Source organism: Cupriavidus sp. BIC8F, from assembly GCF_032465815.1.
GTDB lineage: Bacteria > Pseudomonadota > Gammaproteobacteria > Burkholderiales > Burkholderiaceae > Cupriavidus > Cupriavidus necator.
Window position 1 is genome coordinate 34,119 of the sequence record NZ_CP136096.1, and the last position, 25,882, is coordinate 60,000.

At 61.3% G+C, this 25,882-nt stretch carries 20 protein-coding genes and 2 pseudogenes; 14 read left to right on the forward strand and 8 right to left on the reverse strand.

All coding sequences use genetic code 11. From position 1 onward, the window contains the following. Window positions 1-6: 6 nt before the first annotated feature. The 4 genes and pseudogenes from RS901_RS34970 (at window position 7) to RS901_RS34985 (ending at window position 4,537) form a co-directional block, all read left to right on the forward strand. Window positions 7-1,341 carry a transposase gene (locus tag RS901_RS34970; RefSeq protein WP_316157531.1) on the forward strand — a complete coding sequence of 445 codons (1,335 nt, stop codon included), beginning with the start codon at window positions 7-9 and terminating at the stop codon, window positions 1,339-1,341. Between the two features lie 69 nt (window positions 1,342-1,410). Beyond that, a complete protein-coding gene (locus tag RS901_RS34975) occupies window positions 1,411-2,676 on the forward strand; it encodes an IS256 family transposase (protein ID WP_316153370.1) in 1,266 nt (421 codons plus the stop codon). Between the two features lie 46 nt (window positions 2,677-2,722). Then, a pseudogene (locus RS901_RS34980) lies at window positions 2,723-3,064 on the forward strand (IS66 family transposase); the annotation flags it as partial. Window positions 3,065-3,307: 243 nt separating this feature from the next. After that, entirely contained in the window at window positions 3,308-4,537 is a 1,230-nt protein-coding gene (locus RS901_RS34985; protein WP_316149395.1) for an ISAzo13 family transposase, read from the forward strand. Between the two features lie 56 nt (window positions 4,538-4,593). Here the strand turns inward: RS901_RS34985 and RS901_RS34990 are convergent, their stop codons facing one another. After that, a complete protein-coding gene (locus RS901_RS34990; RefSeq protein WP_316157532.1) occupies window positions 4,594-5,694 on the reverse strand; it encodes an acyltransferase in 1,101 nt (366 codons plus the stop codon). 691 nt (window positions 5,695-6,385) lie between these two features. Here RS901_RS34990 and RS901_RS34995 point away from each other — a divergent pair. The 5 genes from RS901_RS34995 to RS901_RS35015 all read left to right on the forward strand — a co-directional run bounded on the left by RS901_RS34995 (window position 6,386) and on the right by RS901_RS35015 (window position 12,527). Continuing rightward, the gene (locus tag RS901_RS34995) at window positions 6,386-8,122 is read left to right on the forward strand and encodes an IS1634 family transposase (protein WP_316157533.1); all 1,737 of its coding nucleotides are present in this window, start codon (window positions 6,386-6,388) and stop codon (window positions 8,120-8,122) included. 186 nt (window positions 8,123-8,308) lie between these two features. Next, complete coding sequence (locus tag RS901_RS35000) at window positions 8,309-9,334, forward strand: IS1595 family transposase (protein ID WP_316157534.1); 1,026 nt, start codon at window positions 8,309-8,311, stop codon at window positions 9,332-9,334. Between the two features lie 409 nt (window positions 9,335-9,743). Continuing rightward, complete coding sequence (locus RS901_RS35005) at window positions 9,744-10,277, forward strand: DUF6431 domain-containing protein (RefSeq protein WP_316151022.1); 534 nt, start codon at window positions 9,744-9,746, stop codon at window positions 10,275-10,277. 131 nt (window positions 10,278-10,408) lie between these two features. Next, window positions 10,409-11,731 carry a DDE-type integrase/transposase/recombinase gene (locus RS901_RS35010; protein WP_316151023.1) on the forward strand — a complete coding sequence of 441 codons (1,323 nt, stop codon included), beginning with the start codon at window positions 10,409-10,411 and terminating at the stop codon, window positions 11,729-11,731. 1 nt (window position 11,732) lies between these two features. Beyond that, window positions 11,733-12,527 (forward strand): ATP-binding protein, encoded by a 795-nt coding sequence (locus tag RS901_RS35015; RefSeq protein ID WP_316151024.1) that lies wholly within the window; start codon window positions 11,733-11,735, stop codon window positions 12,525-12,527. A 485-nt stretch (window positions 12,528-13,012) separates the two neighbouring features. Here the strand turns inward: RS901_RS35015 and RS901_RS35020 are convergent. The 6 genes and pseudogenes from RS901_RS35020 to RS901_RS35045 all read right to left on the reverse strand — a co-directional run. Next, a pseudogene (locus RS901_RS35020) lies at window positions 13,013-13,531 on the reverse strand (IS4 family transposase); the annotation flags it as partial. 1,103 nt (window positions 13,532-14,634) lie between these two features. Continuing rightward, window positions 14,635-14,919, reverse strand: a complete 285-nt coding sequence (gene copK / locus RS901_RS35025) for a periplasmic Cu(I)/Cu(II)-binding protein CopK (RefSeq protein WP_316157535.1) — start codon at window positions 14,917-14,919, stop codon at window positions 14,635-14,637. An 84-nt stretch (window positions 14,920-15,003) separates the two neighbouring features. Next, window positions 15,004-15,390 (reverse strand): hypothetical protein, encoded by a 387-nt coding sequence (locus RS901_RS35030; RefSeq protein ID WP_316157536.1) that lies wholly within the window; start codon window positions 15,388-15,390, stop codon window positions 15,004-15,006. A 235-nt stretch (window positions 15,391-15,625) separates the two neighbouring features. Further along, a complete protein-coding gene (locus tag RS901_RS35035; RefSeq protein ID WP_316157537.1) occupies window positions 15,626-16,588 on the reverse strand; it encodes a copper resistance protein B in 963 nt (320 codons plus the stop codon). After that, window positions 16,585-18,489 carry a copper resistance system multicopper oxidase gene (locus tag RS901_RS35040; protein WP_316157616.1) on the reverse strand — a complete coding sequence of 635 codons (1,905 nt, stop codon included), beginning with the start codon at window positions 18,487-18,489 and terminating at the stop codon, window positions 16,585-16,587. Before RS901_RS35040 ends, RS901_RS35035 begins: the two co-directional genes overlap by 4 nt. 371 nt (window positions 18,490-18,860) lie before the next feature. Next, window positions 18,861-20,558 (reverse strand): IS1634 family transposase, encoded by a 1,698-nt coding sequence (locus RS901_RS35045; RefSeq protein WP_316157538.1) that lies wholly within the window; start codon window positions 20,556-20,558, stop codon window positions 18,861-18,863. 161 nt (window positions 20,559-20,719) lie between these two features. Between RS901_RS35045 and RS901_RS35050 the strand changes: the two genes are divergently transcribed. Genes RS901_RS35050 through RS901_RS35060 form a run of 3 tightly spaced genes read left to right on the forward strand, consistent with a single transcriptional unit; the run spans window position 20,720 to window position 22,034 of the window. After that, window positions 20,720-21,244 carry a helix-turn-helix domain-containing protein gene (locus tag RS901_RS35050; RefSeq protein ID WP_316155525.1) on the forward strand — a complete coding sequence of 175 codons (525 nt, stop codon included), beginning with the start codon at window positions 20,720-20,722 and terminating at the stop codon, window positions 21,242-21,244. Continuing rightward, entirely contained in the window at window positions 21,199-21,717 is a 519-nt protein-coding gene (locus RS901_RS35055; RefSeq protein ID WP_316155523.1) for an IS630 family transposase, read from the forward strand. Before RS901_RS35050 ends, RS901_RS35055 begins: the two co-directional genes overlap by 46 nt. Next, on the forward strand, window positions 21,711-22,034 hold the full coding sequence (locus RS901_RS35060) for a four-helix bundle copper-binding protein (RefSeq protein WP_316157539.1): 324 nt from the start codon (window positions 21,711-21,713) through the stop codon (window positions 22,032-22,034). Before RS901_RS35055 ends, RS901_RS35060 begins: the two co-directional genes overlap by 7 nt. A 246-nt stretch (window positions 22,035-22,280) precedes the next feature. On the opposite strand, the gene RS901_RS35065 is transcribed toward RS901_RS35060, so the two are convergent. Then, the gene (locus RS901_RS35065; RefSeq protein WP_316157540.1) at window positions 22,281-23,609 is read right to left on the reverse strand and encodes an IS4 family transposase; all 1,329 of its coding nucleotides are present in this window, start codon (window positions 23,607-23,609) and stop codon (window positions 22,281-22,283) included. A 923-nt stretch (window positions 23,610-24,532) separates the two neighbouring features. Here RS901_RS35065 and RS901_RS38985 point away from each other — a divergent pair. Together RS901_RS38985 and RS901_RS35070 are read left to right on the forward strand one after the other, a co-directional pair. Continuing rightward, window positions 24,533-24,928: a MerR family transcriptional regulator gene (locus RS901_RS38985; RefSeq protein WP_410054120.1), complete on the forward strand. Its 396-nt coding sequence runs from the start codon at window positions 24,533-24,535 to the stop codon at window positions 24,926-24,928. Between the two features lie 43 nt (window positions 24,929-24,971). Beyond that, window positions 24,972-25,856, forward strand: coding sequence for a transporter substrate-binding domain-containing protein (locus RS901_RS35070; protein ID WP_316157541.1), 885 nt, complete (start codon window positions 24,972-24,974; stop codon window positions 25,854-25,856). The last annotated feature ends 26 nt before the right edge of the window (window positions 25,857-25,882 follow it).

Below are 25,882 nucleotides of genomic sequence, written 5' to 3' on the forward strand. Positions count from 1 at the left end.
GCGGCCGTGAAGAAAAAGCTTGTTGCACCGTACATTGCGGAGGCTGAGCGCACGCCGGCGGTGCTGAAGGTGCTGGCCTGGGGTGAAAGCCTCGTGGAGCTTGTCCATCGCCTAGTTGAGGAGAAGGGGCATGCGAACGACGAAGTCGCGGTGCTCAAGGGGGAGAAGAAGCGGCCGACGTTCAAGCCCAGCCGTATGCATGAGCAGGCTGGCAAAGCCAGCGACTCTGGTCCGCAGCATGGCAAGCCAGCCAGGCGACGCGGTTCGCCCTCCAGGAGCAAGACGGGGCAGTTGAAGATCGATCGCGAGCAAGTCATCCAGCCGAGCGAGCCGATCCCGCCAGGCTCGCGGTTCAAGGGCTACCGGGACTTCGTGGTACAGGACCTCGTGATCGGGACACACAATACGCGCTACCGGCTCGCACGGTGGCAGACGCCAGACGGTCAGGCACTGACCGGGCAGCTCCCCAAGGCCGTTGATGCCAGCCATTTTGGCGCGACCTTAGTCAGTTACGTGCTGTACCAGTACCACCATTGCCACATCACTCAGCCGCTGCTGTGCGAGCAACTGCGGGAATGGGGCATCGAGATTTCGTCCGGGCAGATGAATGCGCTGCTGCAGCAGGACAAGGAGCGATTCCATGACGAGAAAGACGGCCTGCTGTCGACGGGTCTGGCGCTCTCGGCATATGTGACGGTCGACGATACTGGCACGCGGCATCAGGGCCGCAACGGCTATGTCACCCACATCGGTAACGAGCACTTCGCCTGTTTCAAAAGCACGAACTCGAAGAGTCGGATCAATTTCCTCGAGCTGCTCGCAGCGGGACATGGCTACCCGATCAACGACGAGGCCATCGCCTACATGAAGAGGCGGGAACTGCCGCAGGCGTTCCTGGATGTGCTGCGTCAGCACGAGCGCGCGAGCTTTGCCGATCAGAGTGCGTGGCTATCTCACCTGGACAGCCTGGGCATGGACGTTGCCCGTCATCGGACCATCGCCACCGAAGGGGCGTTACTGGGTTGCCTGAAGCGGCGAGGCATCGCCCAGGATCTGGCCATCATCAGCGATGATGCGGGACAGTTCAATGTGCTGGTTCACGGGCTATGCTGGGTACACGCCGAGCGTCTCGTGCACAAGCTGCTGCCGCTCAATGACCTGCACCGCGAGGATATTGCCCGCGTGCGCGCAGACATCTGGTCGTTCTATGCGGATCTGAAGGAATACAAGCTGCATCCGACGAGCCAACGCAAATGCGAACTGCAAGAACGCTTTGACGCGGTCTTCATCGAGCTAGAGTTGAAAGTGGTGTACGGGCGGGGAGTTGAGGCAGGGAGTTGAAGGCGGTGGAGGTTTCAACTGAGAATCTGATTGTCGAAGTCAGAAACCAGCACAAGGAAACGCTCCACCATGAGTAAGGATAAGGAAAAACAGGCTGTCGGTCTATCGGAAATCGGTCTGGGGCTCGACGAGCTGATCAGGCGCGGGGCCCGGCAGGTCATCCAGGAGGCGATCGAGTTGGAGCTTGGGGAATTGCTTGAGCGATTCGGTAACGTCAGGACGTTGCGTGGGCAGCGGGCTGTGGTGCGCAATGGCTACCTCCCGGAACGGGAGGTGCTGACGGCAGCCGGACCGATTGCGGTGAAGGTGCCCAAGGTGCGCGACCGGTCCGGGTCTGGCGTGAAATTCAACTCATCGATCGTGCCGCCGTATGTGAGGAAGTCGCCGCGGGTGAGCGCGGCGTTGCCTTGGCTGTATCTGAAGGGAATCTCGACAGGCGACATGAGCGAGGCGCTGTCGGTGCTGCTGGGTGAGGAAGCCAAGGGACTGTCGGCCAATGTGGTGAGTCGGCTGAAGGCGCAGTGGGCAGACGAGCATACGCGCTGGGGGCAACGAAGCCTGGCGCAGTCGCGCTACGTGTACTGGTGGGCCGACGGCATCCACACGGGTCTGCGTAGCGAGGGCTCGGATGGGCAATGCCTGCTGGTCATCATCGGGGTCACGCCGGAAGGCAAGAAGGAGCGCATTGCGATCGGTGACGGCTATCGGGAATCGAAGGATTCCTGGAAGGAAGTGCTGCTGGATCTGAAAGCGCGCGGTCTGCAAGCGGGCCCGCTGCTGGCGGTCGGCGATGGCGCGATGGGCTTCTGGGCGGCGCTCTCGGAAGTGTTCCCTGCCACGCTGCCTCAGCGTTGCTGGTTCCACAAGATGGGCAACGTCCTCAACGCGCTGCCGAAGTCGCAACAGGGGCGCGCCAAAGCGGATCTGCAGGCGATCTGGATGGCGGCTACCCGGGCGGATGCCTATGTGGCGTTTGACCGCTTTGCGACGATTTACGGTGCCAAATACCCCAAGGCTGTGGGTGTGCTCAGCAAGGATCGAGATAGTCTGCTGGCATTCTACGACTTCCCAGCCGAGCACTGGCAGCACATCCGAACCACGAATGCGATTGAGTCGACGTTCGCGACGGTGCGCCACCGTACGACGCGCACGCGCAACTGCGTGTCCCGAGCGACCTTCCTCGGCCTGGCGTTCAAGCTGATCGAGGAAGCGGAGAAGACCTGGCGTCGCATCAACGGCGCTGAACAGATCAAGCCGTTGCTGGAAGGCATTGCCTTCAAGGACGGCGAACCGGTAAAAGACGATCGACCGGCTCAGCAGAAACTCGCCGCTTGAAATCGACCGCCATCAAATGCCCATACACCACTCTTGACGTTAGCTCGTCTTCATCCAGAAGACCCGCTACGCGACGCTTGACCGCTTGCTCAGGCGCATTCACAAGAACAAGTCCGAGTTGCTGCTGGTGCTGGAACGCCCCGAAGTGCCACTGCATACAAATGGCAGTGAACGGGACATTCGCGATCAAGTGAAAAAGCAGAAGATCAGTGGCGGCACACGCAGCGAACTCGGTCGTCAATGCCGTGACACCTTCTCGAGCCTGAAGAAGACCTGTCGGAAGCTGGGAATCTCCTTCTGGAATTACCTGACCGACCGCATCTCATACACCAATCACATTCCCCTGCTGCCGCACATCCTCGAGCAGCGCCTCGCTATCTCTGCATGAGCAGCAGGCTCATCTTTGCCCCGGGTTATTGAGCACTTACGGAATTAGCTGATAAGCCTCTGATTTTTTGGGAAGTGCCGTCTGACGAATTCCAATTTCTCAAGATTTCCGAGCAAGGAAAGGCGTCCCGCTCGGATGCACGTGCCAAGGTAAAGGAACTCATCGGGGAACTGATCGAGGGCACACTAAGGACCCTAGCAAAAATAACTTGAACAGTTGTCCTCGCGTCTATACGATGCGCACATGGATATCAGCGAGGCAGTCGAAGCGAAGTTTCGGGCCCTGCAGGCGCGCCTTGATGAGGCGACGTTGCGCCTATGGGCCGCCGCCGAAGCGCGCAGCCTGGGGCGTGGGGGCGTGAGTCTGGTGGCCAAAGCGATAGGCATCTCGCGCACCACGATCTATGCGGGACTGGCCGAACTCGAAGCGGCCGGTGGAGCGACGCGGGACATGACGGCCAAGCGCATTCGTGCCCCGGGAGGCGGGCGCAAGAGGCTAACTGAGCTCGATGCGAGGTTGTTGGAGCACCTGGATGCACTGGTGGAGCCGACCAGCCGGGGTGACCCGATGTCAGCACTACGATGGACGTGCAAGAGCACCACCCGTCTGGCCGAAGAGCTCAACCGGCTGGGGCATCGCGTGAGTCAGCGCACGATCTGCGATCTGCTGACGCAGACGGGCTACAGCTTGCAATCGGTGCGCAAGACACGCGAAGGCGCGCAGCACCCCGACCGCGACGCGCAGTTCCACTACATCGCCGACAAGGTGGCGCAGTATCAGCGCCAGCGTCAGCCGGTCATCTCGGTGGACACGAAAAAGAAGGAGCTGATCGGCGATTTCAAGAACGCTGGCCGCGAATGGCAGCCCAAGGGCCAACCCGAGCAGGCGCGTGTGCACGATTTCATCGACGATGAACTGGGCAAGGTTGCCCCGTATGGCGTCTATGATGTGACGGCCAACGAGGGCTGGGTCAGCGTGGGCATCAACCACGACACCGCCGAGTTCGCGGTTCAAAGCATCCGTCGCTGGTGGCTGGAGATGGGCCGTCCGTTGTATCCGAAAGCCAGGCGACTGCTGGTCACCGCCGACTGCGGTGGCAGCAACGGGTATCGTGTGCGGCTGTGGCGGGTGCAGTTGCAGCGACTGGCCGACGAACTCGGTTTCGCTGTGCAGGTGTGCCACTTTCCGCCGGGTACGAGCAAGTGGAACAAGATCGAGCATCGCCTGTTCTGCCATATCACGAACAACTGGCGCGGCCGACCGCTGTTGACGCGTCAGGTGGTAGTGAACCTCATCGGCAGCGTGAGTACCGCTGAAGGGCTGAAAGTGCGTGCGGAACTGGACGAGAACATGTACGACGCAGGTATCAAGGTCAGCGACGCCGAACTCGCTGCCGTGGCCATTGAGCGCGACGAATTTCATGGCGAGTGGAACTACCGCATCAAACCTCGAACATCTCGTCGCAAGACGTAATTGTTCAAGTTATTTTTGCTAGGATCCTAAGTTCCGCGCTCCATGCAATGGGACCACTACAGGCCGCTCGCCCCGGAGGTAGGCAGCGGCTTCGGCCGCTTTTGGGTGCTGGATCCGAACCGGCGATTGATCCATGACCGCATCGGCTTCTCGATCAGATAGTGGAGTAGCATTGCAGCGGCAAGCGTCAGTGCCAATAGGAGCACCGCCTGCACGGAACCCGGCATCGCCGCCAGGTCGGGCAGATGGGACCTGGCGGACGTGAACAGGTATTGCGGGATTCGCTGCACGATGTAGATGCAGTAGGAGATCTCGCCGAGAAACACCAGCATGCTTCCCGAGAGGATGCGTGTGAGTGCATCTCTTTCATAGGAAAGTGAGAAAACCAACCCCGCCGCGCCAGCGGCAAATAGGGTATCCACGCCCAGCTTCACCCCAACGGCGCATACGAGCAAGGACAGTAACGCACCCAATGCGAAGCCTTTGTAGTGGGGCATGGCTTGGCGTAGCCGGCAAAGCAGTACTCCCAACATGAACTCGGGAATCAACCGCGCTACGCCGCCACTGAGCGAGAGGTGTTCGGGCGAGGTCGCCTCCACCACGGCCAGCGCCGCCAGCGAGAGGGCTGCCAGTAGAAGGATGCGACCCTTGTTCCATCGCGGAGCGGCCAACAGGAACAGCGGGAACCAGAAATAGGCGAACCATTCCGCGCTGACCGACCAACCGACGTCGTTCCACCCGGCGGGGCCGGCATACCGCCACGCACTGAGCAGGAACAGCTGCAACAGGAAGCTCGATGCAGTGTAGTCGCTGGTCCCCAGCATTTCCGTAGGCACGACCAGATCTCGGGCTATCACGGCAGCTGCGAAGACAAACAGGCTGACGACGTAGGCCGGATAGATCCGCGCGATCCGCGCCACGATAAATTTCTTCCAGTCCAGGCGCTCACGGGGCGAGGGGTCGTAGTTGTAGGTCAGGATAAAGCCGCTCAGGATGAAGAAGCCATCGACCCCGAGATAGCCATGGTCGAAGAAGGTACTGGTAAAGCCGATATCGAAGTAGGGGCCCTCCGTACCGTAGCTATGAAACCAGTGCCTACACAGCACCCACAAGGCGAGAAACAGCCGCATACTGGTAAGTGGCTTGAACTGGCGCATCCCTTCCCCAATGTCTTTTGCCTCGCGTCGTTGCGCGAGAATTGCGGGCCCCCAGCATCTCCGGACTATGCGGCAGCCGCTAGCCGGAGACTGGGAACTGATCAAGCTGTGAGACAGCGACGGTTCCCTCGAGTGGCGGCAGATCTTACATTGCAAGTCTGTAGCTTCAGCCAAGCAACGACCGTGCGGTTGCTCACACTCGTAAACTTTGGCATGTGGGGCACGCAGCCATGGGCCGCTCGTGTCGACTACATTGTGACGACCATCGGCCGCCTTCGCGTTCGGAGATGCGTTGTCACTGTCTTCAAGCGCGCGAACTCCAGGGTTGCGCCGGCAATGGCTGCAATACCGGCGCTTCAATCTGTGCCGAAGGCGCTCTACCGGCACCCCGGCTACGCTAGACGTTTCTGGGAGGACTGTACGAACGTGCCATGAGCAGCGGGATCAGGCCGCTGTGCCAGTCCGCCCGACGGCTTATGCTTTACCGGCCGGGCATCTTGGCCCCACCCGTGCGACACGTGTCGCCGTCAACCGCGCGTTAAGCCGAAGTTCCATGGTGACGCCGCGGCTGCGGCGTCGCGAAGCCCTTGTCCTGATTGAGGAATCGGCTCATCAGGGGGTGTTCGATGTCTTCATTTTGTAGTCACTAAAAATACTTGACATACGCGTGTTTTATCCTATTCTGCTGGCTATGCCAGCACGAACCGGAACCGCTCACGTCGTTACGACGACCCGCAAGTACAAGGACCAGGTCTATCGCACCCACCTGTTGCGGCGCAGTTACCGCGAGGACGGCGTGGTCAAGAACGAGACGCTGGGCAACCTGTCCCACTTGCCCGAGGCACTGATCGAGATCATCCGCCGCTCACTCAAGGGCGAGACCTTCGTGCCACTGGGCGAGGCGTTCGAGGTGACACGCTCGCGCGCTCACGGCCACGTGCAGGCGGTGGCCACGGCCATGCAGCGTCTGGGCTTTGCCTCGCTGATCGCCGCCAAGCCTTCGCGCGAGCGCGACCTGGTGCTGGCGATGGTGGCCGCGCGCATCGCGGCGCCGCACACGAAGCTAGCCACCACGCGCTGGTGGCACACCAGCACCCTGGCAGAGGACTTCGGCGTGACCGAGGCCAACGAGAACGACCTGTACGCGGCCATGGACTGGCTGCTCGCGCGCCAGGGCACAATCCAGAAGAAGCTCGCCGCGCGCCACTTGAGCGCCGGTGGCCTGGTGCTGTATGACCTGAGCTCCAGCTACTTCGAGGGCAGCACCTGCCCGCTGGCCAAGCTTGGCTACAGCCGCGATGGCAAGAAGGGGCTGCTACAGGTCAACTACGGCTTGCTCACCGATGCGCGCGGCTGCCCAGTGGCGGTGTCGGTGCATGAGGGCAACGTGGCCGACAGCCAGACCTTCATGCCCGAGGTGCGGCGCCTGCAAGAGGAATTTGGTCTCTCCCGATTGGTCATGGTGGGCGATCGCGGCATGATCTCCAGCAAGGCCATCGACCAGATGCGTGAGGGCGGTGACCTGGGCTGGATCACCGCGCTCAAGAGCGCCTCGATCCGCCCGCTGCTCAAGCAAGGGCAACTGCAGCTTGGCCTGTTCGACGAGCCCAACCTGCTGGAGCTGAGTTCACCGGACTATCCGGGCGAGCGGCTGGTGGCGTGCCGCAATCCGGAACTGGCCAGGCTACGTACCCACAAGCGAGAAGAGTTGCTGGCGGCCACCGAGGCGTGCTTGCAGCCGATCGTTGCCCGCGTGCAGGCGGGCAAGCTTGCCGGGCGCGATCAGATCGGCCTGCGCGTGGGCAAGGTGATCGACAAGTACAAGGTGGCCAAGCACTTTGCGCTGAGCATCGACGACGCGGCCTTCACGTTCAGCCGCAACAGCGAGGGCATCGCCCGCGAGGCGGCGCTCGACGGCCTCTATATCATCCGCACTTCGGTGAGTGCGGCGCAGATGGACTCGGCCGAGTGCGTGCGCAACTACAAGGCGCTGGCCAACGTGGAGCGCGCGTTCCGTTCGCTCAAGACGGTGGACCTGAAGGTGCGGCCAATCCATCACCGCACGGCCGATCGGGTGTGTGCGCATATCCTGCTGTGCATGCTGGCCTACTACGTCGAATGGCAAATGCGCGAGGCTTGGCGCGAACTGATGTTCGCCGACTCGGATCAGGCCGCCAAGGCCACGCGTGATCCGGTGGCGCCTGCCGTGCGCTCTGCGGCAGCGCTGGCCAAGGCGGCGCGCCACACACTTGACGACGGCACGCCTGTGCACAGCTTCTCGAGCTTGATGGCCGAACTCGCCACGATCGTGCGTAACACCTGCCGCACACCCAGCGCTGGCGCTGAAGTGCCGACGTTCGAGCTCGTCACCACGGCCAACGCGAAGCAGAAGCAGGCTCTGGAATTGCTTCAGCAAATCCGCGTGTAGACAGAAACTGGAACGCGGGAATCACGACAAGTGGCTGTCGCAAAACGGGAAACTTGCCCAGGCGGCTGGTGAACTTCGGGTTAAGCGGTATGTACTAGGCGGTAAAGTTCGTTTCGTGCTTATCCGGTTGTCTCCCAAGCCTTCTACCGATAGTATGTTGGGCATCTGTGCCAACCCGGGGCAACCATGGTTATTGACGTGCTTGACCGAGGCGATCTGCCGTTTCCAGGCTCGCTGCCGGAGTTTCAGCGGATGTTTCCAGACGAAGCGGCATGCATGGCCTACCTTGAGCGCGCTCGATGGAGCGATGGGTTCATTTGTGACCACTGTGGCTTGCTTGGTGAGCCGTATCGCTTTGCCAAGCGCCCCGGCGTTTTCCGTTGTCGCCATTGCACACGCGACACGAGCCTCACTGCTGGCACCGTCATGGAGCGCACGCACACACCGCTGTCGGTTTGGTTCTGGGCGGCGTATCTGGTCGCCAGTCAGACGCCTGGCATGTCGGCCGTTCAGTTCCAGCGCCAACTCGGCCTGTCGCGTTACGAGACCGCCTTCCAGATACTCCACAAGTTGCGCGCCGGCATGGTGCGCCCCGACCAGGATCGGATCGGTGGCAAGCCTGAGGAACACGTCGAGGCCGATGAGGCCTACGTCGGTGGGCGTACTCGCGGCAAAGGCAGGGGCGTGCACGACATGGTTCTTGTGGCCGGCGCTGTCGAGGTTCGGCAACGCAAGCTTGCCGGCAGCCGCAACAAACGCAAGAGCGCACGGTATGCCGGACGAGTTCGGCTCGCTCTGGTTCCTGACCGAAGTGCCCGGTCGCTGGACGGATTCATCGAGCGTACCGTTGCATCCGGCGCAACCATCATCACCGACGACTGGAGCGGTTATGCCAAGCTGGGCGAGCGCGGCTATGGCCATATCGCCATCGCGCAGCGCGGTGACATGCAAGTGGCCGAAACCTTCCTGCCGATCATTCACCTTGTGTTCTCCAATCTCAAGACCTGGCTGCGCGGTATTCATCACGGTGTCAGCCCGCAGCACCTACAAGCCTATCTCAACGAATTCACTTTCCGCTTCAACCGCCGTTTCTATCCCTTCAACGCGTTTCGCTCCCTGCTCGGCATCGCTGGTGACGTCACCGCGCCGACCTATGCCGAGCTCTATGCCAAAAAATCGCTACCCACTACATCTAGTAGGTCTGGGAGCTAACCGGATAAGCACGGATTCATCTGGGATGCTGACCGCTTGCTCGTACACGATGCCGGTTTCGACCCGGCCCATTTCGCGTAACGGCTCCAGCTCGCTGGGGCTCGGATTGCGGCCGTGCTCCCGCACGATGAAGGCGCTGCCGCGACGCTGCCAGCCGGCAAGAATCGCCCGGGTGCTGAAGTTGCGATCGGCGATCCACAGTTCGGCCGGCTGAGCCGATGCGAGCAGGGTGTTACGTCCCGCCGAACTTAAGGTTTAGCGAGGGGTGTTCATCGCGGTTTCGGCGAGAGCGTGTTTACGAACTTTGCCTTGATCATCGCGAGACTCAACGGATGTAAAGAAGGCCAGTACTGCTCTGATATCGTGCGACGTTTCCGACCCCGCACGAACCATCAGAACAGACCGGCCTATGCATCGAATTGTATTCGCGTTTCCCGCGCTCGAACAACATCTTCGCGCCGTGCGTTCAACGCCGCAGTCGTATCGGCCGGATGCCTGCGGGCATTGCGGTAGCGCATGCCTGTGGTGCCACGGCTGCTATCACCGCAAGGCTGACCGCAGTGATGACGGCTTGCTCAATCCGGTCCCTGTGCTGCGCTTTCGTTGTTCGACGTGCCGCCGAACCTGCTCTCGCCTGCCGCTGTGCCTCTGTCCACGCCGCTGGTACGACTGGACGGTGCAGCAGCAGGTCCTGCTGCTCCTGCTCATCGGCGCGTCGCTACGCCGCACGGCTGCGGTGCTCGGGCTGAGCTATTACACCGTGCGGCGCTGGTGGCGCTGGCTGCAAATGCATGGCGTCACCTTCGCCTTCCATCTGCGCAGCCGCTTTGCCGGGCTGGGCCGCGCCACCGATACGCGCGCGCTCTGGCTTGCCTGTTTCGACCGGATGCCATTGTGTGAAGCGATGGCCTGGCTCGATCACGACGGACAAGATGTCCCGTGATCCGTTGACTGCGGCGCGACGCGCGATGGGCCGATCCGCGCCGTAGCCAGCGCTCCACACACTTTGCCCACTGCCGCCGGATTCGGATCGCAGGTCTCATGGCGTTTCCTTTCTTTTAACGAGGAACGTTCATGAACGACATCGATCCGAAGGCGCTGTTTCGCCTGTCGGTGCTCGGCCCGCTGGTGAGCCGCGAGAAGCTGGGTCGCGGCGAGCTGCAGCAGCTCGTGCGGCAACTGGCCAGCCAGGAGTACGCGATTCCCGGCTCGCGCCGGCGCCACATCGGCGAGAAGACCTGGCAGGCCTGGTACTACGCCTGGCGGCGCGAGGGCATCGCAGGGCTGGCCGACAAGCCCCGCGCCGATACCGGCCGCTCCAAGCTGCCCGAGCCGGTGCAAGCCGCAGTGCTTTCCGCCAAGCGCGAGAACCCGCGCCGCTCGATTCGCCAGATCCGCCTGCTGCTCGAGGCCGCCGGCGTCGTGCCGCGTGACACGCTCTCGCGCTGCGCGATGCACCGACTGCTCCAGGCGCACGGTCTGTCGCGCATTGCCGGCCCAACTGTCGTGCCGGACGAGAAGCGCAGCTTCGTGGCCGAACACGCCGGTTCCATCTGGTACGGCGACGTCATGCACGGGCCCACACTGTCGCTCGGCGGCCGGCGCATGAAGACCTATCTCGTCTCGCTGATGGATGACGCCTCGCGGCTCATCGCCCACGGCGCATTCTGCCTGGCGGAGACGGCGCTGGATATTGAAGGCGTGCTCAAGCAGGCGCTTCTGAAGCGGGGTATCCCCAGGATGATCGTCGTCGACAACGGCGCGGCCTATCGCGCCTCGACCTTGCAGGCCATCTGCGCCAGACTGTCCATCCGCCTGGTCTATTGCCGGCCGTACGCGCCAGAAGGCAAGGGTAAGTTGGAGCGCTGGCACCGGACCCTACGCGACCAGTTCCTCGCCGAGCTCGACATAAGCCATATCCGCGACCTGGCCGACCTGAACGCCCGCCTGTGGGCCTGGGTCGAGCAGGTCTATCACCGCAACACACACAGCGCGCTCGGTAACCAAACGCCGCTGGCCCGCTATCAACAGGACCTACCCAGGATCCGCCTGCTGGGCTCGCTGGCCGCGCAACTCGATGAGCTGTTCCTGCATCGCGTCGCGCGCCATGTGCGCCGCGATGGCACGGTGTCGTTCCAGGGCAAGCGCTTCGAGGTCCCGTACGAGCTCACCGGCAGGACCGTGCTGCTCGTCGTCGATCCGCATACCGCGACGGTCAGGCGCGTCGAGAGCGAATCCGGACAGCCGCTGGGCGCCGCCACTGAACTCGACGCAGTCGCGAACCTCACCCGCCGACGCCGTAAGCCCCTGCCGGAACCGGCGAGCGGCGAACCCGCCGCGCCGGGTCCTAACCTGATCGAACTCGTTCACCAGCGCCACTACGCACCGGAGTCATGACATGTACCGACAACACTTCGGCCTGCATCGCGCGCCGCTGGACAAGGATTCGACCGAACTGTGGGACGATGGCGCGCTCGCCCAGTTGACTGAGCGCTTCCAGTGGCTGCTGACCAGCCCCGGCATCGGCCTGCTCACCGGCGAGCCCGGCGTGGGCAAGACCGCCGCGCTACGCCACATCACCCGCACACTCAACCCGCATCGCTATCTGGTCATCTATCTGGCCGAAACCGAGTTCGGTCGCGTCGATCTGTACCGGGCGCTGGCCCGCGCGCTTGGCCTCGAACCCGGCTATCGGCGTGCCGACCTGTGGCGCGATCTGAAGCTGCGCATCACCGAGCTCGCCGACAGCAAACAATTGCTGCCTGTGTGGATCATCGACGAAGCCCAGAACCTGCCGCCCGAGTTCTTCCGCGACTTCCCATCGTTCTTGAACTTCGCCTTCGATGCTCGTGACCTGCTCACCGTCTGGCTCGCCGGTCATCCGAGTCTGGCCAGTACGCTCGAACGCGCGCCGTACGCCGCCTTGTATGGACGCATTCAGGCACGCGTGCAATTCAAACCGGTCATCGAGCGTGAACGCTTCGCGCAGCTCATTGCGCACGCGCTCAAGAGTGCCGGCTCCACCCACACGCTGCTGGCCGACTCCGGGCTCGAGCTGCTGCGGCAGGCCTCGCGTGGCCTCCCCCGGCAGGCCGGGCGCATCCTGCGCACCGCGATGCAGCTGGCCGTTCCCAAAGGACTCAATCACCTGCCTGACGAACTGCTACAACAGGCCATTGAGGAATTGCGATGACCGACAACGCCAAGCCTGGCGTTCCCGCAGTCGGCGCGCGGCATCGCCCGGCGTCGCCAACACAAGGAGTACTGCAACATGCGATCGAAGCACACAGCCCGTCCCGCCATCCCTCCAATGCCGGTTCCGCCCACCCTCTCGGACGAAGCCGCGGTGCAGATCCTGCACTTCCTGCGAGACAGCTTCCTGTGGTTCAGCGCCACGTACAGGGACCAGATCCGCCACTACTACGAGCCATGGCACCACGGTAGCGGCCCGCGAGCCCCTCGTTTCGACGATCCGTTCTGAACAGCAGCCCCTGCCTCACCCGCCGGGGCTGTTTGCACTTCGGCCGGCCCCTTCATCGCGCGACGATTCTCAAACGTCGCCTCATTCCATCTCACGCTGCGCAAGATGGCTCTGCGACCCACGCAACGCGCGACGATCGCCGCCGTCTCACCTCGAATAGCTCGCGACGCTGCTCCTCGAATAGGCCGAGACATAACAAGCAGGGTTTCCATGATGGCCCGCTCCTGGGCATGCGCATCTTCACAGGGCACCAGATCAACGATCATCGCTGTGTCCGGGTCATAGACGACCAATGACTGCCCCGGCAAGGCCGCGCCCCGAAACCCACGTAATGGTTTCAGGCGCTTTTCGCTCGCCGGCAAATGGCTGCCATCCACGATGCGCAGGCGATAGCCGTCCACCGAGGGCGGCTGCTTGCGCAACATCGGTTGCACGACCGGCCCTAACCGCTGCGCACTGCCTTGCACCAGGGCACGAACCAGCCCCGGCTCGGTCCGGCTGAGCTTGTCGTACAGCGCGGTGATGGAAACCGGCAACGCCGGACTGGCCTTGGCCGCCGCATGCACCGACGGGCGCAGCCCCACGGCGACCAGTGACATGATTTCCACCGTCGTCGAGAACAATAACTCCCGCGTGTACTGCGTTTCACGCTCTTGCTCGAACAATTCGTCGATCCAGGCCGGATCAAGGGCGCGTTGCAACCCCAGGCGCGCCATCACGCTAATCGGGCTGAGTTCGAGAAAGCGCTCCACTACTGCGTCCAGTACCACGCCATTGACTCCGGTTTCTGTTCGAGAACACGGAGGGTGCCCTAATTTTCGTCACCTTGAAAGGGGTGAGCATAAGCGCCCAATGACAGCGACCCCAGCAGCATGCCAGCGGCGGTCATCCTTCTTCTTTTCATAGCGTCTCCAGTTCGCCACGTTATTGGACTTCGATGGGCACTGGAGTCTAATGAGGCCAAGGTTACTGCGACATTGCAAGCTGGTTACATTGTTGGCGCTGACGCAACTTGTACTGAGCGCAGCGGTCGTGAGGGCCACAACGGCCTAGGTAAGGCTCTGGGTGGCGCATGGGACGTGCACGACGCCCCCTTAGTGGGGTGCTCGGTAGCGCGCGATGCCGGGGATGATGGCCTGTCATGTTCACGTAATCTCCTTGACAGGCTGGCCGCCTAGAATCACATGCGTCGTCGTGGATCGAGTGCCAGCGCAGCATGCTGCGCGATGACGGGTTCGTCAGATCCCACGAATGCGGTTTGCGTCCACGTCTTTTCTGGGGAGACCTCGATTGAACCTTTCCCGAGCCGGCCTCACGGCGTTGCTTGTTGGCCTTAGCGCTTCTGCATTGGCCCACGCCCCGATCCTGGATCTCGATCGTGGGCCTGCCGCCTTTGTGCCGGGTGGCTTGGCCGAGTCGCGCCCTGCTGAGTGGTTGATCGACGTCGGGGCGCGGGCCGACGCGACATGGCGCCGAACGCTTGTCGCGGGGGAGGGTTGCGTGCTGGTCCTGGACAATCCCCGCAATGAGCCTGCCGAGGTCACCGTGGTGATCTCTCAGGATGAGGCCGGACGGGTCATGCCCGGTACGCGACCGGTATCGATGCGGATTCCCGGGCATGGTCGCCATGCCCTGACACTGCAGGCCTCTCGCTCGCTCAGCGTGTCCGTGTACGCTGATACTAAATAGTGCAGCGCCCGCTCATCGCTCGCGCGGCCTAGCTAGGTGACGCTGAGGTTGGCAACTGGCCCGGACGAGCTTTGAGAAAGCGGGCGCTACCTAGACACCGGCTTGCAACAGCCGGTGTCACGTCGCCCCGTTAGCCGCCTTCGCGGTGACCCTTAATCAATGCGTCGTCCAGACGGAACACCTCATTACCCTTCATCAAGATCTTGCTCCCGTCTTTAGTCTCCATGACCTTGCCCTCCGGCATGCTGACGGACTTGCCGTACTTGTTCTCCATGCCCATCTTTCCGTCTTTGAAAACGTGGACTTTTGATCCGTCCTTGAGCTCATAGGTTTTCACAACAGTACTCAGATCGGTCGCGGTCGCGGTAAGCGAAACCGCGGCAATCAGGCTTGCAACGACAAGTTTGCGTTTCATCTTCAAGATCTCCGTTGGTTCGGTGGCACAGGTGACACTACGTTGGCACGCGCGGAAAGCGCGGGCCGAAAGGGGGCGTCAAGACTATTGCGGGGCCGTCGGTGAGGGCTGGCCGCACTCAAGGTCTTGCCGCTTCGCATCTCGCGACGGCTTAGGCTTGGGATTCTTCGACGGTGCCGCGGCGCTGTTGTCGTGCTTGAATAAGCGGTGCCGCGGATTCACCGCAAGCGCATACTGCAGGGTCGCCTTGTCTCGCTGCGCCGCACAGTACAGCGACCAAATTTCCCATTCATGGTCCACGGCAGGCCCCATCGGATGCAGGGTAGCAACCGGCTCTTCGCCGCACTGCAGCCACCAACTACTGCTGAGGCCCTGCATGGACTCTCCGCCGAGCTGAATGGCGTGAATCGAACCGGGCGCGATTCCGATTGCCGCGCCACCGAGCAAGAGCAGTAGCGTTCCGACTTTCATCGATCGTTCCTGAGTTAGCCGACGACTTGTGCGATGCATGCGCAAGCTTGGCGAGGCCAATGCAGGATACCGCGCCATCCGCCGGCGTTCCCACAGTTATGTCGCCACGTGCGCCATAGTGACCATTCTATTTTCCCGCGATTGGCCTTGGCAGGCTTGACACGAAATGTAATCGCCCGGACAGCTTGCGGTTAACCAGCAACGGACCCGCAGGTGGGCCGCGGTTGCAATGCGTTCAAAACCAGATTCGCACGCCGGCAACGATTTGCTTGTCGGTAGTCCGCTCGCCGGCAGCACGCGCGAAATCTGCGGTATTGCCCAGCTTCTTGCCCCACACCACGCCCAGGTAGGGGGCGAACTGCCGGCGAATCTCGTATCGCAGGCGCAAGCCAAGCTTGAGTTCGGACACGCCGCTACCAAGCCCTCGCGCCGCATCGGCCTTGCTGTAAGCGTTTGCCTCGAATTCCGGCGTCAACAGCAGGCGTTGCGTGAAGCGAATGTCGTAGGTGGCCCGAAAACGGGCGGCCGCGCGTCCGGACGATCCCAGGTAGGCCGTGGCTTCGATGTCGAACCAGTACGGCGCCAGCCCCTGCACGCCAAAGGCGCCCCAGGTCCGCCGCGGTCCATTGCCGAAGTCTTGGCGCACGCCCAGTTGCCAATCCCAGAACGTTGCAAAAGCGTGCCCCCAAAGTGCTTCAGCTCTGGCTTCCTCGGTGTTGCCGTACAGGCGTGTGCCTTCTGACTTGACCCATAACCGGTTTAGATCCCGACCTACCCAAGCGAGCATGTCCCAGGCCAGGCCAGATCCGCCTGGCGCCTTGACGTACTCGAGGCGATCAAACAGCACTTGATAGTAGATATCGTTATCGGCCATCGTATCCCCAGGCATCGGAATGCCTCGGTTCGGATCTGCCATCGGCACCGGCGGCTCCTTTACCTGGATGATAGCGTTCGCTCCGCCAGGCTCTACGTCAGACTCAGTCCGGCTGGTCGCGGTATGGCTTGGCGCAGCCTTCGCGTCGGGGGCTGCGATCGGTGGCATCGGTGCATCGTGGGCCATGCCTGGCATTGGTGCCATGGTCTGCGCCGCCACGCCATGGCACTGCAAGCTGGCCAATAAGGCCAGGCTTCCGAGAAGGATGTGACGGTGGTTGGACACGTCTATCTCCCTGGCATTGGCGAAGTTCAACCCGATCATGCGACCACGATCTTGCGGAACATGCCGGCTTCCATGTGGTAGAGCAAGTGGCAATGAAAAGCCCATTGCCCCGGCGCATCGGCCGTCACCAGGAAGCTGACCTGTTTGGACGGCTGGACGTTGATCGTGTGCTTTCGGACCAGCGCCTGACCTTCGTGATTCTCCAACTCGCTGAACATCCCATGCAGGTGCATCGGGTGGTTCATCATGGTGTCGTTGATCAGCGTGATGCGCAGGCGTTCCCCGTAGTAGAGCCGGATCGGTTCGGCTTGGGAGAACTTCTTGCCATCGATGCCCCAGATGAAGCGGCGCATATTGCCAGTCAAGCGCAGTTCCAACTCCCGACTGGGCGGGCGCGTGTCGATCACCGGGCCGAGCGTTTTGAGGTCGGCGTAGGTCAGCACCCGCCTGCCGTTGTTGCGCAGTCTCGGGCCCGGATCCGACAGTGAGCGGGAAGGGGTCATCGAGCGCATGTCGACCTGTGGCCCCATGCCAGGCATATTGGCCATCGTGCCCATGTCGTGCCCCATCTCACCACCCGTTTTCTGCATCCCAGGCATCGCGGCGGACTTGCCGTGGTCCATGCCGGTCATTCCGGCATGTGCGTTCTGCGCTGGAGCGGGCATGCTCGACATGTCATGCCCCCCCATGCCGGCCATGCCCGCCTCGGGCGCCATGGGCGGCATCATGTGCGCGCCACCCATTGATTGCATGCGGTCTGTGGTCATGGATTGATGCTGGTCCATCATGCCCCCCATGTCCATGCTAGCCATGTCGTCCATACCCATGTCGGCCATGGTGAGCCAGGTCTTCGGATCGAGCTTGGGCACCTCCGCCTGCATCCCGACTTCCGGGGCAAGCGTCGCCCTGGCGTAGCCGCTTCGATCGATCGACTGGGCAAAGATGGTGTATGCCTTGTCGTCCGGCATCTGCACCACCACATCGTAGGTCTCGGCGACGGCAATGCGGATTTCGTCAACCTGTACCGGTTCAACGTCCTGGCCATCAGCCGATACCACGGTCAGCTTTATGCCGGGGATCCGGACGTCAAAGTTGCTGGTCGCCGAGCCGTTGATCAAGCGCAGCCGCACGCGCTCGCCGGCTTTAGCAATCGCCGTCCAATTCATATGTGCGGGCGTGCCATTGATCAGGTAGGTAAAGGTGGCCCCCGAAACATCGGCCAGATCGGTCGGATTCATCCGCATCTGGTTCCACATGGCGCGCTTGGCCAATGCCTGGGACAGTCCCATTTCAGACACATCTCGGGCGAAGTCGCCCACGGTCGGCATCTGAAAATTATAGACGTCGCTTATCTTCTTCAGCTTCGCGAACACCATTTCTGGGTTTTCATCCGTCCATTCGCTTAGCATCACGACATAGTCGCGATCGACCTTGATCGGATCTGGACGCATTGGCTCGATGACTAGCGGCCCGTACAAGCCGGTTTGCTCCTGAAACCGGGTATGAGCGTGGTACCAATAGGTGCCCGCTTGTCGCACTTGAAAGCGATACACGAAGGTCTCGCCAGGCGCGATGCCGGCAAAAGAAATACCGGGCACGCCGTCCATTTGAAACGGCAACAAGATGCCGTGCCAGTGAATCGACGTTTGGGTATCAAGCAGGTTGGTCACGCGCAGCGTGACCTCGGTGCCTTGCTTCCAATGCAGAATCGGCGCGGGGATGGAGCCGTTCACGCTGGTGGTCGGCCGGATACGGCCGGTAAACGACATGGGGGTCGCGCCGATGGCTAGATCGAACGTGGTCCCTGTCAGCACGACCGGATGATCTTGGCTCTTCAAGGCCCAAACGGCGCGTGGACACACGCCCAAAGTCGCCAGGCCGCCTCCGGCGATTAGACTTCCCAGCAGTCGACGGCGGCTCAGTGAGACGGGGCTAGGCATGGCATCGCTAAGTCGATTGAACACGTTGTCTCCTCGCCCAATGGTCAAGCGTCCACTTAGCATAGTGCGCGCCACGTCGAAGCAAAAGCTTCTTTAACGCCATCCAGATGGTCAGAACATGCGCGGACCATCAGCGTCATCATCGCGTAATGCTCCTGTAAGGTGGGCGCATCCATGCTGGCGTCTGCATCCTGTGGCGCGCGAATTGCTCTCGTTCCTGGCGGCGCCTCGCGCGCTTGCCGAATTTCCTTTTGGGAGCTTTGCCATGCCACATGAAAACTATCTATCTATCTATCTAACGGTACTTTCGCAAAGCAAGGGGCCGGATCGACGGCTCTTGGCCGTCAATCGTTGCTGAACGGGCGCCGACGTCATACATGAAATAATGTTGGTCCCCACCTCTGCAGCTCGAAGAGCTTCACGGCGCGGCGCTGCTCGGCCGTGAGCTCCGGCGCCAGCATCGCCGTTGGCCGTCGTCCCGCTGCCCCGGTCTTCGTCCTCACCAACGTCACCTTGATCTCGGCCAGTCCTTCCATCATGCGACGGGCCGAAGCGTCGGCCCGCAGGGCAATCTTCGCCAAGCTCACGAGCATCAGGCCGAGCACGGTCGCGAAGGTGTGCAGGCGCAGCGATCCGTCGGCCCACTGGTGTGATGGCCCCCACGGAACCACGCCGCCTTTCTTCGTTCTGCGGAACAACTCCTCGACGTTCCACTGCCCTCGGAACGCGTAGACGATGCGCCCTGTACTCCAGGTGTGCCGATCCGTACACAGCACCCGCCTGCCCAGTCGCGTTCGCTCCAGCTCGCGGCGCAATGCGGCATCGACGTGCCATTGCAAGGTCGGTGCCGCTTCGGTTCCGGCGATGGTGGTCACGACGAAGCTCGACAGGTGTTCCCGAGTCAGCGCCTTCTTGACCCGCAGCTCCAGCCGGCTGCGCGTGATGCGACCCTTTTGGACCAACCCCTCCAGCGTGCGCAGTTCCTCCTTCGCCTTGCGCAGTGCCACCGCGATCCCGCGTTTTTGACCCTCGAGCAGCTCCTGGCTCTCCACCACCACGAGCGTGCGGTCCAACTCGCCGACGGTGGTTCGAACCCGCGCTGCCCGCACTTCGCTGAGCTTGCCCGACAGCGGCTTCATCGCACCGCGCTGCGCCGCCATCTGCAGCGCCTCTTGCGCGGCCTTGTGCCCCAGCGGCAACGAGATGAGGCTGTAGTAGCCGGCGGCATCGAGATCGAGTTCCAGTTGCGGGCTCCAGAACCCGCCGTCCCGTACCACCGTGCGCTGCGCCGGCTGCTTGCGACCCTCACCGCTGTCGAGCGCCTCATGCAACTGCGCCAACCCAGCCAGGCACGCCGCGAGCACCGCCTGGTCCGAGCCGTTGCCGGGATACGTCCGATACAACAGCGGCACATGACCCGTCTCGCTGACCAGAAGGCCAAGCCCGACCACACGCAGGTCCTTTCTCTTGCTCTTGGCGTGTCCTCGCCGGGCCAGATCGCCGGGCGTCTGTGTGTCGATGTGGGTATCGAAGTTCGTGGTATCGAATGCGAGCACGTCCGCGGACAGCTCGAAGCGGGCGATGGCGGCCTTCGCGATGGCCACCTGCGCCTGCTCCAACTGCTCATCGGTCACCTGCTGCGCGACACGATGGAAGGCCTGGCCGGTGAACGCTGAGCCCGGCAAACACGACAGGCGCGGCAGACTCCCGTCGAGAAACTCACCCAGCTCACACTTGGGTCCCGGTGTACACGCGCGCTGAATCGCCACGGCCACCGCCAACTCGCCCACGGACGGGCCGCCTTTGGCGCCAACCCCTGCGCACGCCCGATCAATCTGCCCGATCAGGTCCAATTGCTCGGCCACCCAGATCAACGCCCCGACGTCGCCGACCCCGCGCGTGCCCACCGTTTGGGTCGCACTCAGATCCGCGACTCGCGGCGGCTCGGCCGGTCCCAGCACGACCTGGCGTGCGACGGATCGTCCCCGCTCGGCATTCCACACGGACTGCGCCGCGATGCGGTAGCGATGGCCGTTGACTGTTCGTTCGAAAATGTGCATTTCTTTCATGTAGCATCTTCGAGCCAACGAATCAACCGAAATCCAATATCTACGCCACATTCCGACTCGGTGCCGCCCCGGAACAACATCAAGCTTGCGAAAGTCGGGCTAAGCGGTTCATGACAAGTATCTCTATAATATCGAGATAACCAAGAACCGCGACATAGACGATGGCACTGAAGCCGCTGAAACTGACGAAAGAACAACGCACCGAGCTTGAGGTCCTCGCGAGAAGTCGCCGTGATTGGAGAACACGAGACAGGTCGCGAACCATTCTGATGTTTAGCGACGGCGTGCCAGCCAAGGAGATAGCCAAGCGGCAAGAGTTGACGTTGGAGGCGGTGTACGAGAGGCGCTATCGTTGGTTGGAAAAAGGCATGGCAGCGCTGTCGGACGCGCCGCGTAGCGGTGCGCCCTCCAAGCTATCGTCGGAGCACGTTGAGCAGTTGAAGGTGTGGGCGACGCAGGAGGCGCTGACGGCTTCGGAACTGCTGGCACGACTCGAGCAAAAGTTCGGGGTTCGAGTTCATCTCAATACGCTGACAGGGGTTCTCAAGCGAGCGGGGCTGGTGTGGAAGCGAACCCGGCATAGTTTAAAAAAAAGCGAGATGAACAGCGGTTCCGACAAGCCCAATCTGAGATCGGGGAGTTGGTCGAGCAAGCCAAGCGTGGCGAAATCGAACTCGCCTACGTAGACGAAGTTGGCTTCGCGCAAGCGCAGCCGAATCGGAGTGCGTGGACACCAGTCGGGGAGCAACACATGATTGAAGCTCGGCGCGGTAAGCGTCTGAACGTGGTCGGAGCACTGCTGTCCTCAGGGGGGCTTTTTGCAGTGAAGTTGTGGGAGACCATGACCTCGATGCTGTTCGCTGGATTCCTCGGCCTGTTGGTCGAACACGTCGGCAAGCCGCTGACCGTGATTCTCGACAATGCCTCGGTCCACACGGCCCGCGCACTGCGACCTTATCTCTGGCTCCTAAAAAGGAAAGGCTTGACGTTGTACTTCCTGCCACCGTACAGCCCGGAGCTAAATCGCATTGAGAAGCTCTGGCACAAGATGAAATACGAGTGGTTGGCCTTCAAGGCCCGCGACGCCAAAACCCTCGAAGCTGATGTCGATGTAATCCTTCAAGGAATCGGAAAAGACTACAGATTCACTTTTTGTTGAACGCTTATCTATCTTGTATTGAAGCCTGTCACGCCTGCGCAGTCGCCTGTCGTCACTGCTTGGCGTCTTGCCTGCGTGACCCAAAGGTTGAGGCCATAAAGCGCTGCATCGCATTAGACCTGGACTGCGCCGAAACGTGTGCGTACGCCGCGGCGATGATGGCGCGTGACAGCCAGTACGCGCGCGAGATATGCGCGCAGTGCGCGAAGGTCTGTGAAGAGTGCGGGGCGGAGTGCGCCAAGCATGAGGCGCAGCATTGCCAGGAGTGCGCGCAAGCGTGTCAGGCGTGCGCGCAGGCCTGTCTCGCCATAGCCTAGTCCTAAATAGAAGGCGGCTCGATCTTCAACGGTGACGCGTGGCTCGGGAAGCCATGGCACAGCGGGAGGGCGAGCCGTGTAACGCAGGCATAGCGCGTTGAAGTTTTTTTCCTGCGCTAGTGGCACAGGCAATCAGACGGCATGGGCGCCGAAAGCCATGTCCGCAACGTCCGGCTTTGCCATTTTGGCGAGTCAAGGAGACGGAGTGTTCCGCAACCCCACTTATCCCATTTCCTTATACGGAAGTCATGACTCTTCCCGCAGTGCTTGAATGGTGAGGGCGGCGTCCATGGTTCTCTGCATGCCGATCCAAATCGTCTTTGCGCCGGGCTCGGCATCGCTCTTGCGCCCAAGGAACCCACCCAGGGAAGCAACCAGCCGAATCATCTGATTGAGTGTGACCGGTGTCTTCGGGCGAGCTTTCTTGGCAAGCACGTATGCTCCCCGAATTTCGTCAGCGTCGAAGAACACGGACGCATCCAGATCCGGGCAGGTTCTGCCCAATCGCATCAGCCGGGCAATGCGCCACGCCACCACCATATACAACGCCAAGGCCCGCTCCACACGATCCATCTGCGATAGCTGTAGCGCTTCGACCTTGCAGCCAGTCTTCAGGACATGGAAGAACATCTCAATCTCCCACCTGGCCCGATACCATTCAACCAGCTCGATGACGGCATCGGCATCCTGTGCTTCACGGTTCGTCACCAATCGCCAAACCACTGGCTTGACGCCCGCGGGCGCTTCGATCTCCCTTGCCTCTACACAGGTGATCTCCGCGCCGACCAGACCCGGCAGCTTCACACGTTGGGAGCGTAGCTCCTGTTTGACCTCGCGCGCCTTCTGGCCTGCACGCCCCGGCAAGATAAAGGTGATTTCCCCGAGTACCGGGCTGGCGCCGACGCTATCCCACAACTTGCCGCCCTCAGCAAGGTTGCGGTTGTGTTGGCTGCGGATCAGCCAGTCGGCTGGTTGGCCAAGTTCCTGGGCGCGCGCCATCAATTCGGCAATATCACCCTCGCGGTCCGTCACATACACCAGTCGTGTCCTGGGCAATGGCGCGGCTTGTTCCGCAACGCGTTCATACCCTTCTATCCAGCGTACGCTTTCCTTGATCCCGCCGCGGTTGCCGTCGGCGTCCTTCGGTTCCCGAGCCCACATCCAAGCATCGATCACCCCAAGCGGTTCCCGGTCTGGCGTCACCGCGTAGGTCGGATGGAGATACATGCCCCGCTGGGCTTCGTAGCTCAGCGGCCCCAACCCCTCCATCTCCTGGCCATTAAAGTTCAACTCGGTCGAATCAGCGATGCACAGCACTACCGGAAACTGCGCAGCTCTGTCCGCCGTGCGTTCCCAATGCGGCTGCATCACGTCCCGCCAATCGATCTGCTCATTGCCGAGAAACCGATATGCCCCAACGGTTTGCGACCAGTCGTCGCATGCGCCGGGGATGCTCGCCGTGGGCAGGGCCGCAAACCGCTTGAGCAATTCCTTGGCGCGCCGATCCCGCCGCGGATCACCAAGATCCAGACTCTCAAATTCCTCGTCCACCCATGCCCCCGACTCGTTGCTCATTGCTGCGCGAAAATTCGAGAGTAAACGCGAGTCTGGCGAAGTTAACAACCCCTTACCTCGAAATTTCGCAGCCTCAGGCTACATGCTCGGCTGCCGAGGCGGTCCTACTTCTGTATAAGGGAATGCACTTATCCTCCCGTTGCCGACTATGCCGTCATCGGCAACACGCTGCCACGCGGATGGCGCAGCCGTGAGCACTATGGTCGCTGGGATCGCCTCATCCGATAGCGAAATGCGGCGAATTTTGGGCTACGGCGTTGCCGCTTTGGCCATTAGCCGGCAAGCCTTTGTCATCGGACCTTTTTCATCGGGCCTCGCCCTCATGCATCATGCCAAACAATCATCAAGCCATCATTAACATCTCCCGCCTTGACAGCCTTGACGTCCTGATAGCGTCGCTCCAGGCGAGCGTAGCCTTGCAACGGCGCCGTCTCAAGCGCAATCGGCCAGGAGCAGCGGAGGATTGGCGGAGGCGCAACTTGCTGGAAGTGCAACTCGCAGCGCTCGCCGCTCTGCGGGCGGTACGCTTCGGTCTAGTCGAATCGGCGGCGGCACGCAGACTTGATGGCGCTGCAATTCAAGATCAGGCCAAATGGCGGCTGTCTCTGCCCCCCGGAGCACTATGTCCGGTGGTCGCCGTTGTGGCGAATTGCGCCTGACCGGGCGTTCTCAGCTATTTATCATCAATTGACCCACAGCCTTACGTAAATGGAAGGGCAGCGATGCTGTAACTCCGATTGCCGGAACGAGGAAATCACGAGTGATGTTGCATTTTCGATAACTTGTGATCTTGTTAACGTTTTGTTACAGTCTATAAAAAAATAAATTCATCCTGCTGGGTCAATATTGAATCTCCGGACTAAGAGTCCCTGCCCTCTGCGCATAAAGACTCTAACTCCGTAGTGAACTACAGAGTCAAGCTGGTGAGTTACACGATTGGTCAATTGGCGCAGCATGGGGGTGTCGGCGTTGAAACCGTCCGCTACTATCAATCCTTGGGTTTACTGAATGTTCCTAATAAGCCACATGGTAGTCAGCGCCGGTATGAGGCCGCTCACCTCCGGCAACTACGTTTAATTCGCCGTGCCCAGAGTTGTGGGCTTTCTCTTGCTGACATCGGGATTCTCGTTGGGCGGGATTCCTCTTGTCAGACAATCTGTGGCGTGATCGCACGGCGTCTAGCAATGATCGAAGCCAAGCTATCCGAATTTCAGACAATGAAAGCCGAGTTGCACGGCCTTCTGAATCAATGTTCCAATGCGGCTCCCGACTCCTATTGTCCAGCACTGGACCAGCTTGCGAATAAAACACCCAGCTAATGATCCGAACCTCCCTCCGATCCTGGTTGTCGAGGATGTGCTAATGACCTTCTACTCGGCAGGCATGCATTTGATTAAGCTGTTGCGACGGCCTTACCTCTTGGCGGCCACGCTGGCGGGCCTAGTCACTGTGTCGCTAGCAATATTTGTGTTCGACATGAACCATGAGGACACGCTGACCCGCTATCAACGTGGCCAAGCGTTGCGAGTAGGGTACGCCATCGAAGAACCATTCGCGATGGTCGAAGCAGATGGCAGAGTTACCGGCGAAGCGCCGGAGGTCTTGCGTCATGCTTTGCGCTCCCTCGGCAGGGAGAATGTGGTATGGATGCAGGCCGATCTCGCTAGTCTCATTCACGAACTCGAGAGCGGTCGCATTGACATCATCGCCGCCGGCATGTTCGTCACGCCTGCGCGCGCGCAGCGCGTGCTCTTCACTCGCCCAACGGCAACAATTCAACCAGGGTTGTTAGTTCGTTATGGCAATCCTCTCCATCTTCGATCGCTAAGTGACTTAGCAGCGCTACCGACCGCAAAGCTGGCCATTATCGATGGCTCGGTCGAGCAGCAGTTGGCGCATAAAGCCGCTTTGTCAGATGGGCAAATCCAAGCCTTTCCGGACGCGGCTGCAGCGGCGGCTGCAGTTAGAACAGGCCTTGCAGATGCTTTGATGCTCTCATCCGTATCGCTGCATTTCCTGATGCCAAGGGCAGAGGCTGGCGTATTCGAACTCATTAGGCCGGATACCGCGCGCGACCAATATTCCCCTGGCCCCCCGGCCTTTGCCATGCGGCTAGAGGATAAGCGACTACGCGATGCTATCGATCATGCCTTGGCGGACTTCGTGGGTAGCCCCGCGCATCTGGAACTGATGCGGCGGTTCGGGCTTCTCGCCGACAATATTGCAGTTGCACCGGGCGCTCCATGACAATGACCAGGCATTCGAACCAAACT

Coding starts and splice junctions, on each gene's coding strand:
- RS901_RS34975 (WP_316153370.1), top strand. CDS start 1,411: ATGAGTAAGGATAAGGAAAAACAGGCTGTCGGTCTATCGGAAATCGGT.
- RS901_RS34985 (WP_316149395.1), top strand. CDS start 3,308: ATGGATATCAGCGAGGCAGTCGAAGCGAAGTTTCGGGCCCTGCAGGCG.
- RS901_RS34990 (WP_316157532.1), bottom strand. CDS start 5,694: ATGCGCCAGTTCAAGCCACTTACCAGTATGCGGCTGTTTCTCGCCTTG.
- RS901_RS34995 (WP_316157533.1), top strand. CDS start 6,386: ATGCCAGCACGAACCGGAACCGCTCACGTCGTTACGACGACCCGCAAG.
- RS901_RS35000 (WP_316157534.1), top strand. CDS start 8,309: ATGGTTATTGACGTGCTTGACCGAGGCGATCTGCCGTTTCCAGGCTCG.
- RS901_RS35005 (WP_316151022.1), top strand. CDS start 9,744: ATGCATCGAATTGTATTCGCGTTTCCCGCGCTCGAACAACATCTTCGC.
- RS901_RS35010 (WP_316151023.1), top strand. CDS start 10,409: ATGAACGACATCGATCCGAAGGCGCTGTTTCGCCTGTCGGTGCTCGGC.
- RS901_RS35015 (WP_316151024.1), top strand. CDS start 11,733: ATGTACCGACAACACTTCGGCCTGCATCGCGCGCCGCTGGACAAGGAT.
- copK (WP_316157535.1), bottom strand. CDS start 14,919: ATGAAACGCAAACTTGTCGTTGCAAGCCTGATTGCCGCGGTTTCGCTT.
- RS901_RS35030 (WP_316157536.1), bottom strand. CDS start 15,390: ATGAAAGTCGGAACGCTACTGCTCTTGCTCGGTGGCGCGGCAATCGGA.
- RS901_RS35035 (WP_316157537.1), bottom strand. CDS start 16,588: ATGATCGGGTTGAACTTCGCCAATGCCAGGGAGATAGACGTGTCCAAC.
- RS901_RS35040 (WP_316157616.1), bottom strand. CDS start 18,489: ATGCCTAGCCCCGTCTCACTGAGCCGCCGTCGACTGCTGGGAAGTCTA.
- RS901_RS35045 (WP_316157538.1), bottom strand. CDS start 20,558: ATGAAAGAAATGCACATTTTCGAACGAACAGTCAACGGCCATCGCTAC.
- RS901_RS35050 (WP_316155525.1), top strand. CDS start 20,720: ATGGCACTGAAGCCGCTGAAACTGACGAAAGAACAACGCACCGAGCTT.
- RS901_RS35065 (WP_316157540.1), bottom strand. CDS start 23,609: ATGAGCAACGAGTCGGGGGCATGGGTGGACGAGGAATTTGAGAGTCTG.
- RS901_RS35070 (WP_316157541.1), top strand. CDS start 24,972: ATGACCTTCTACTCGGCAGGCATGCATTTGATTAAGCTGTTGCGACGG.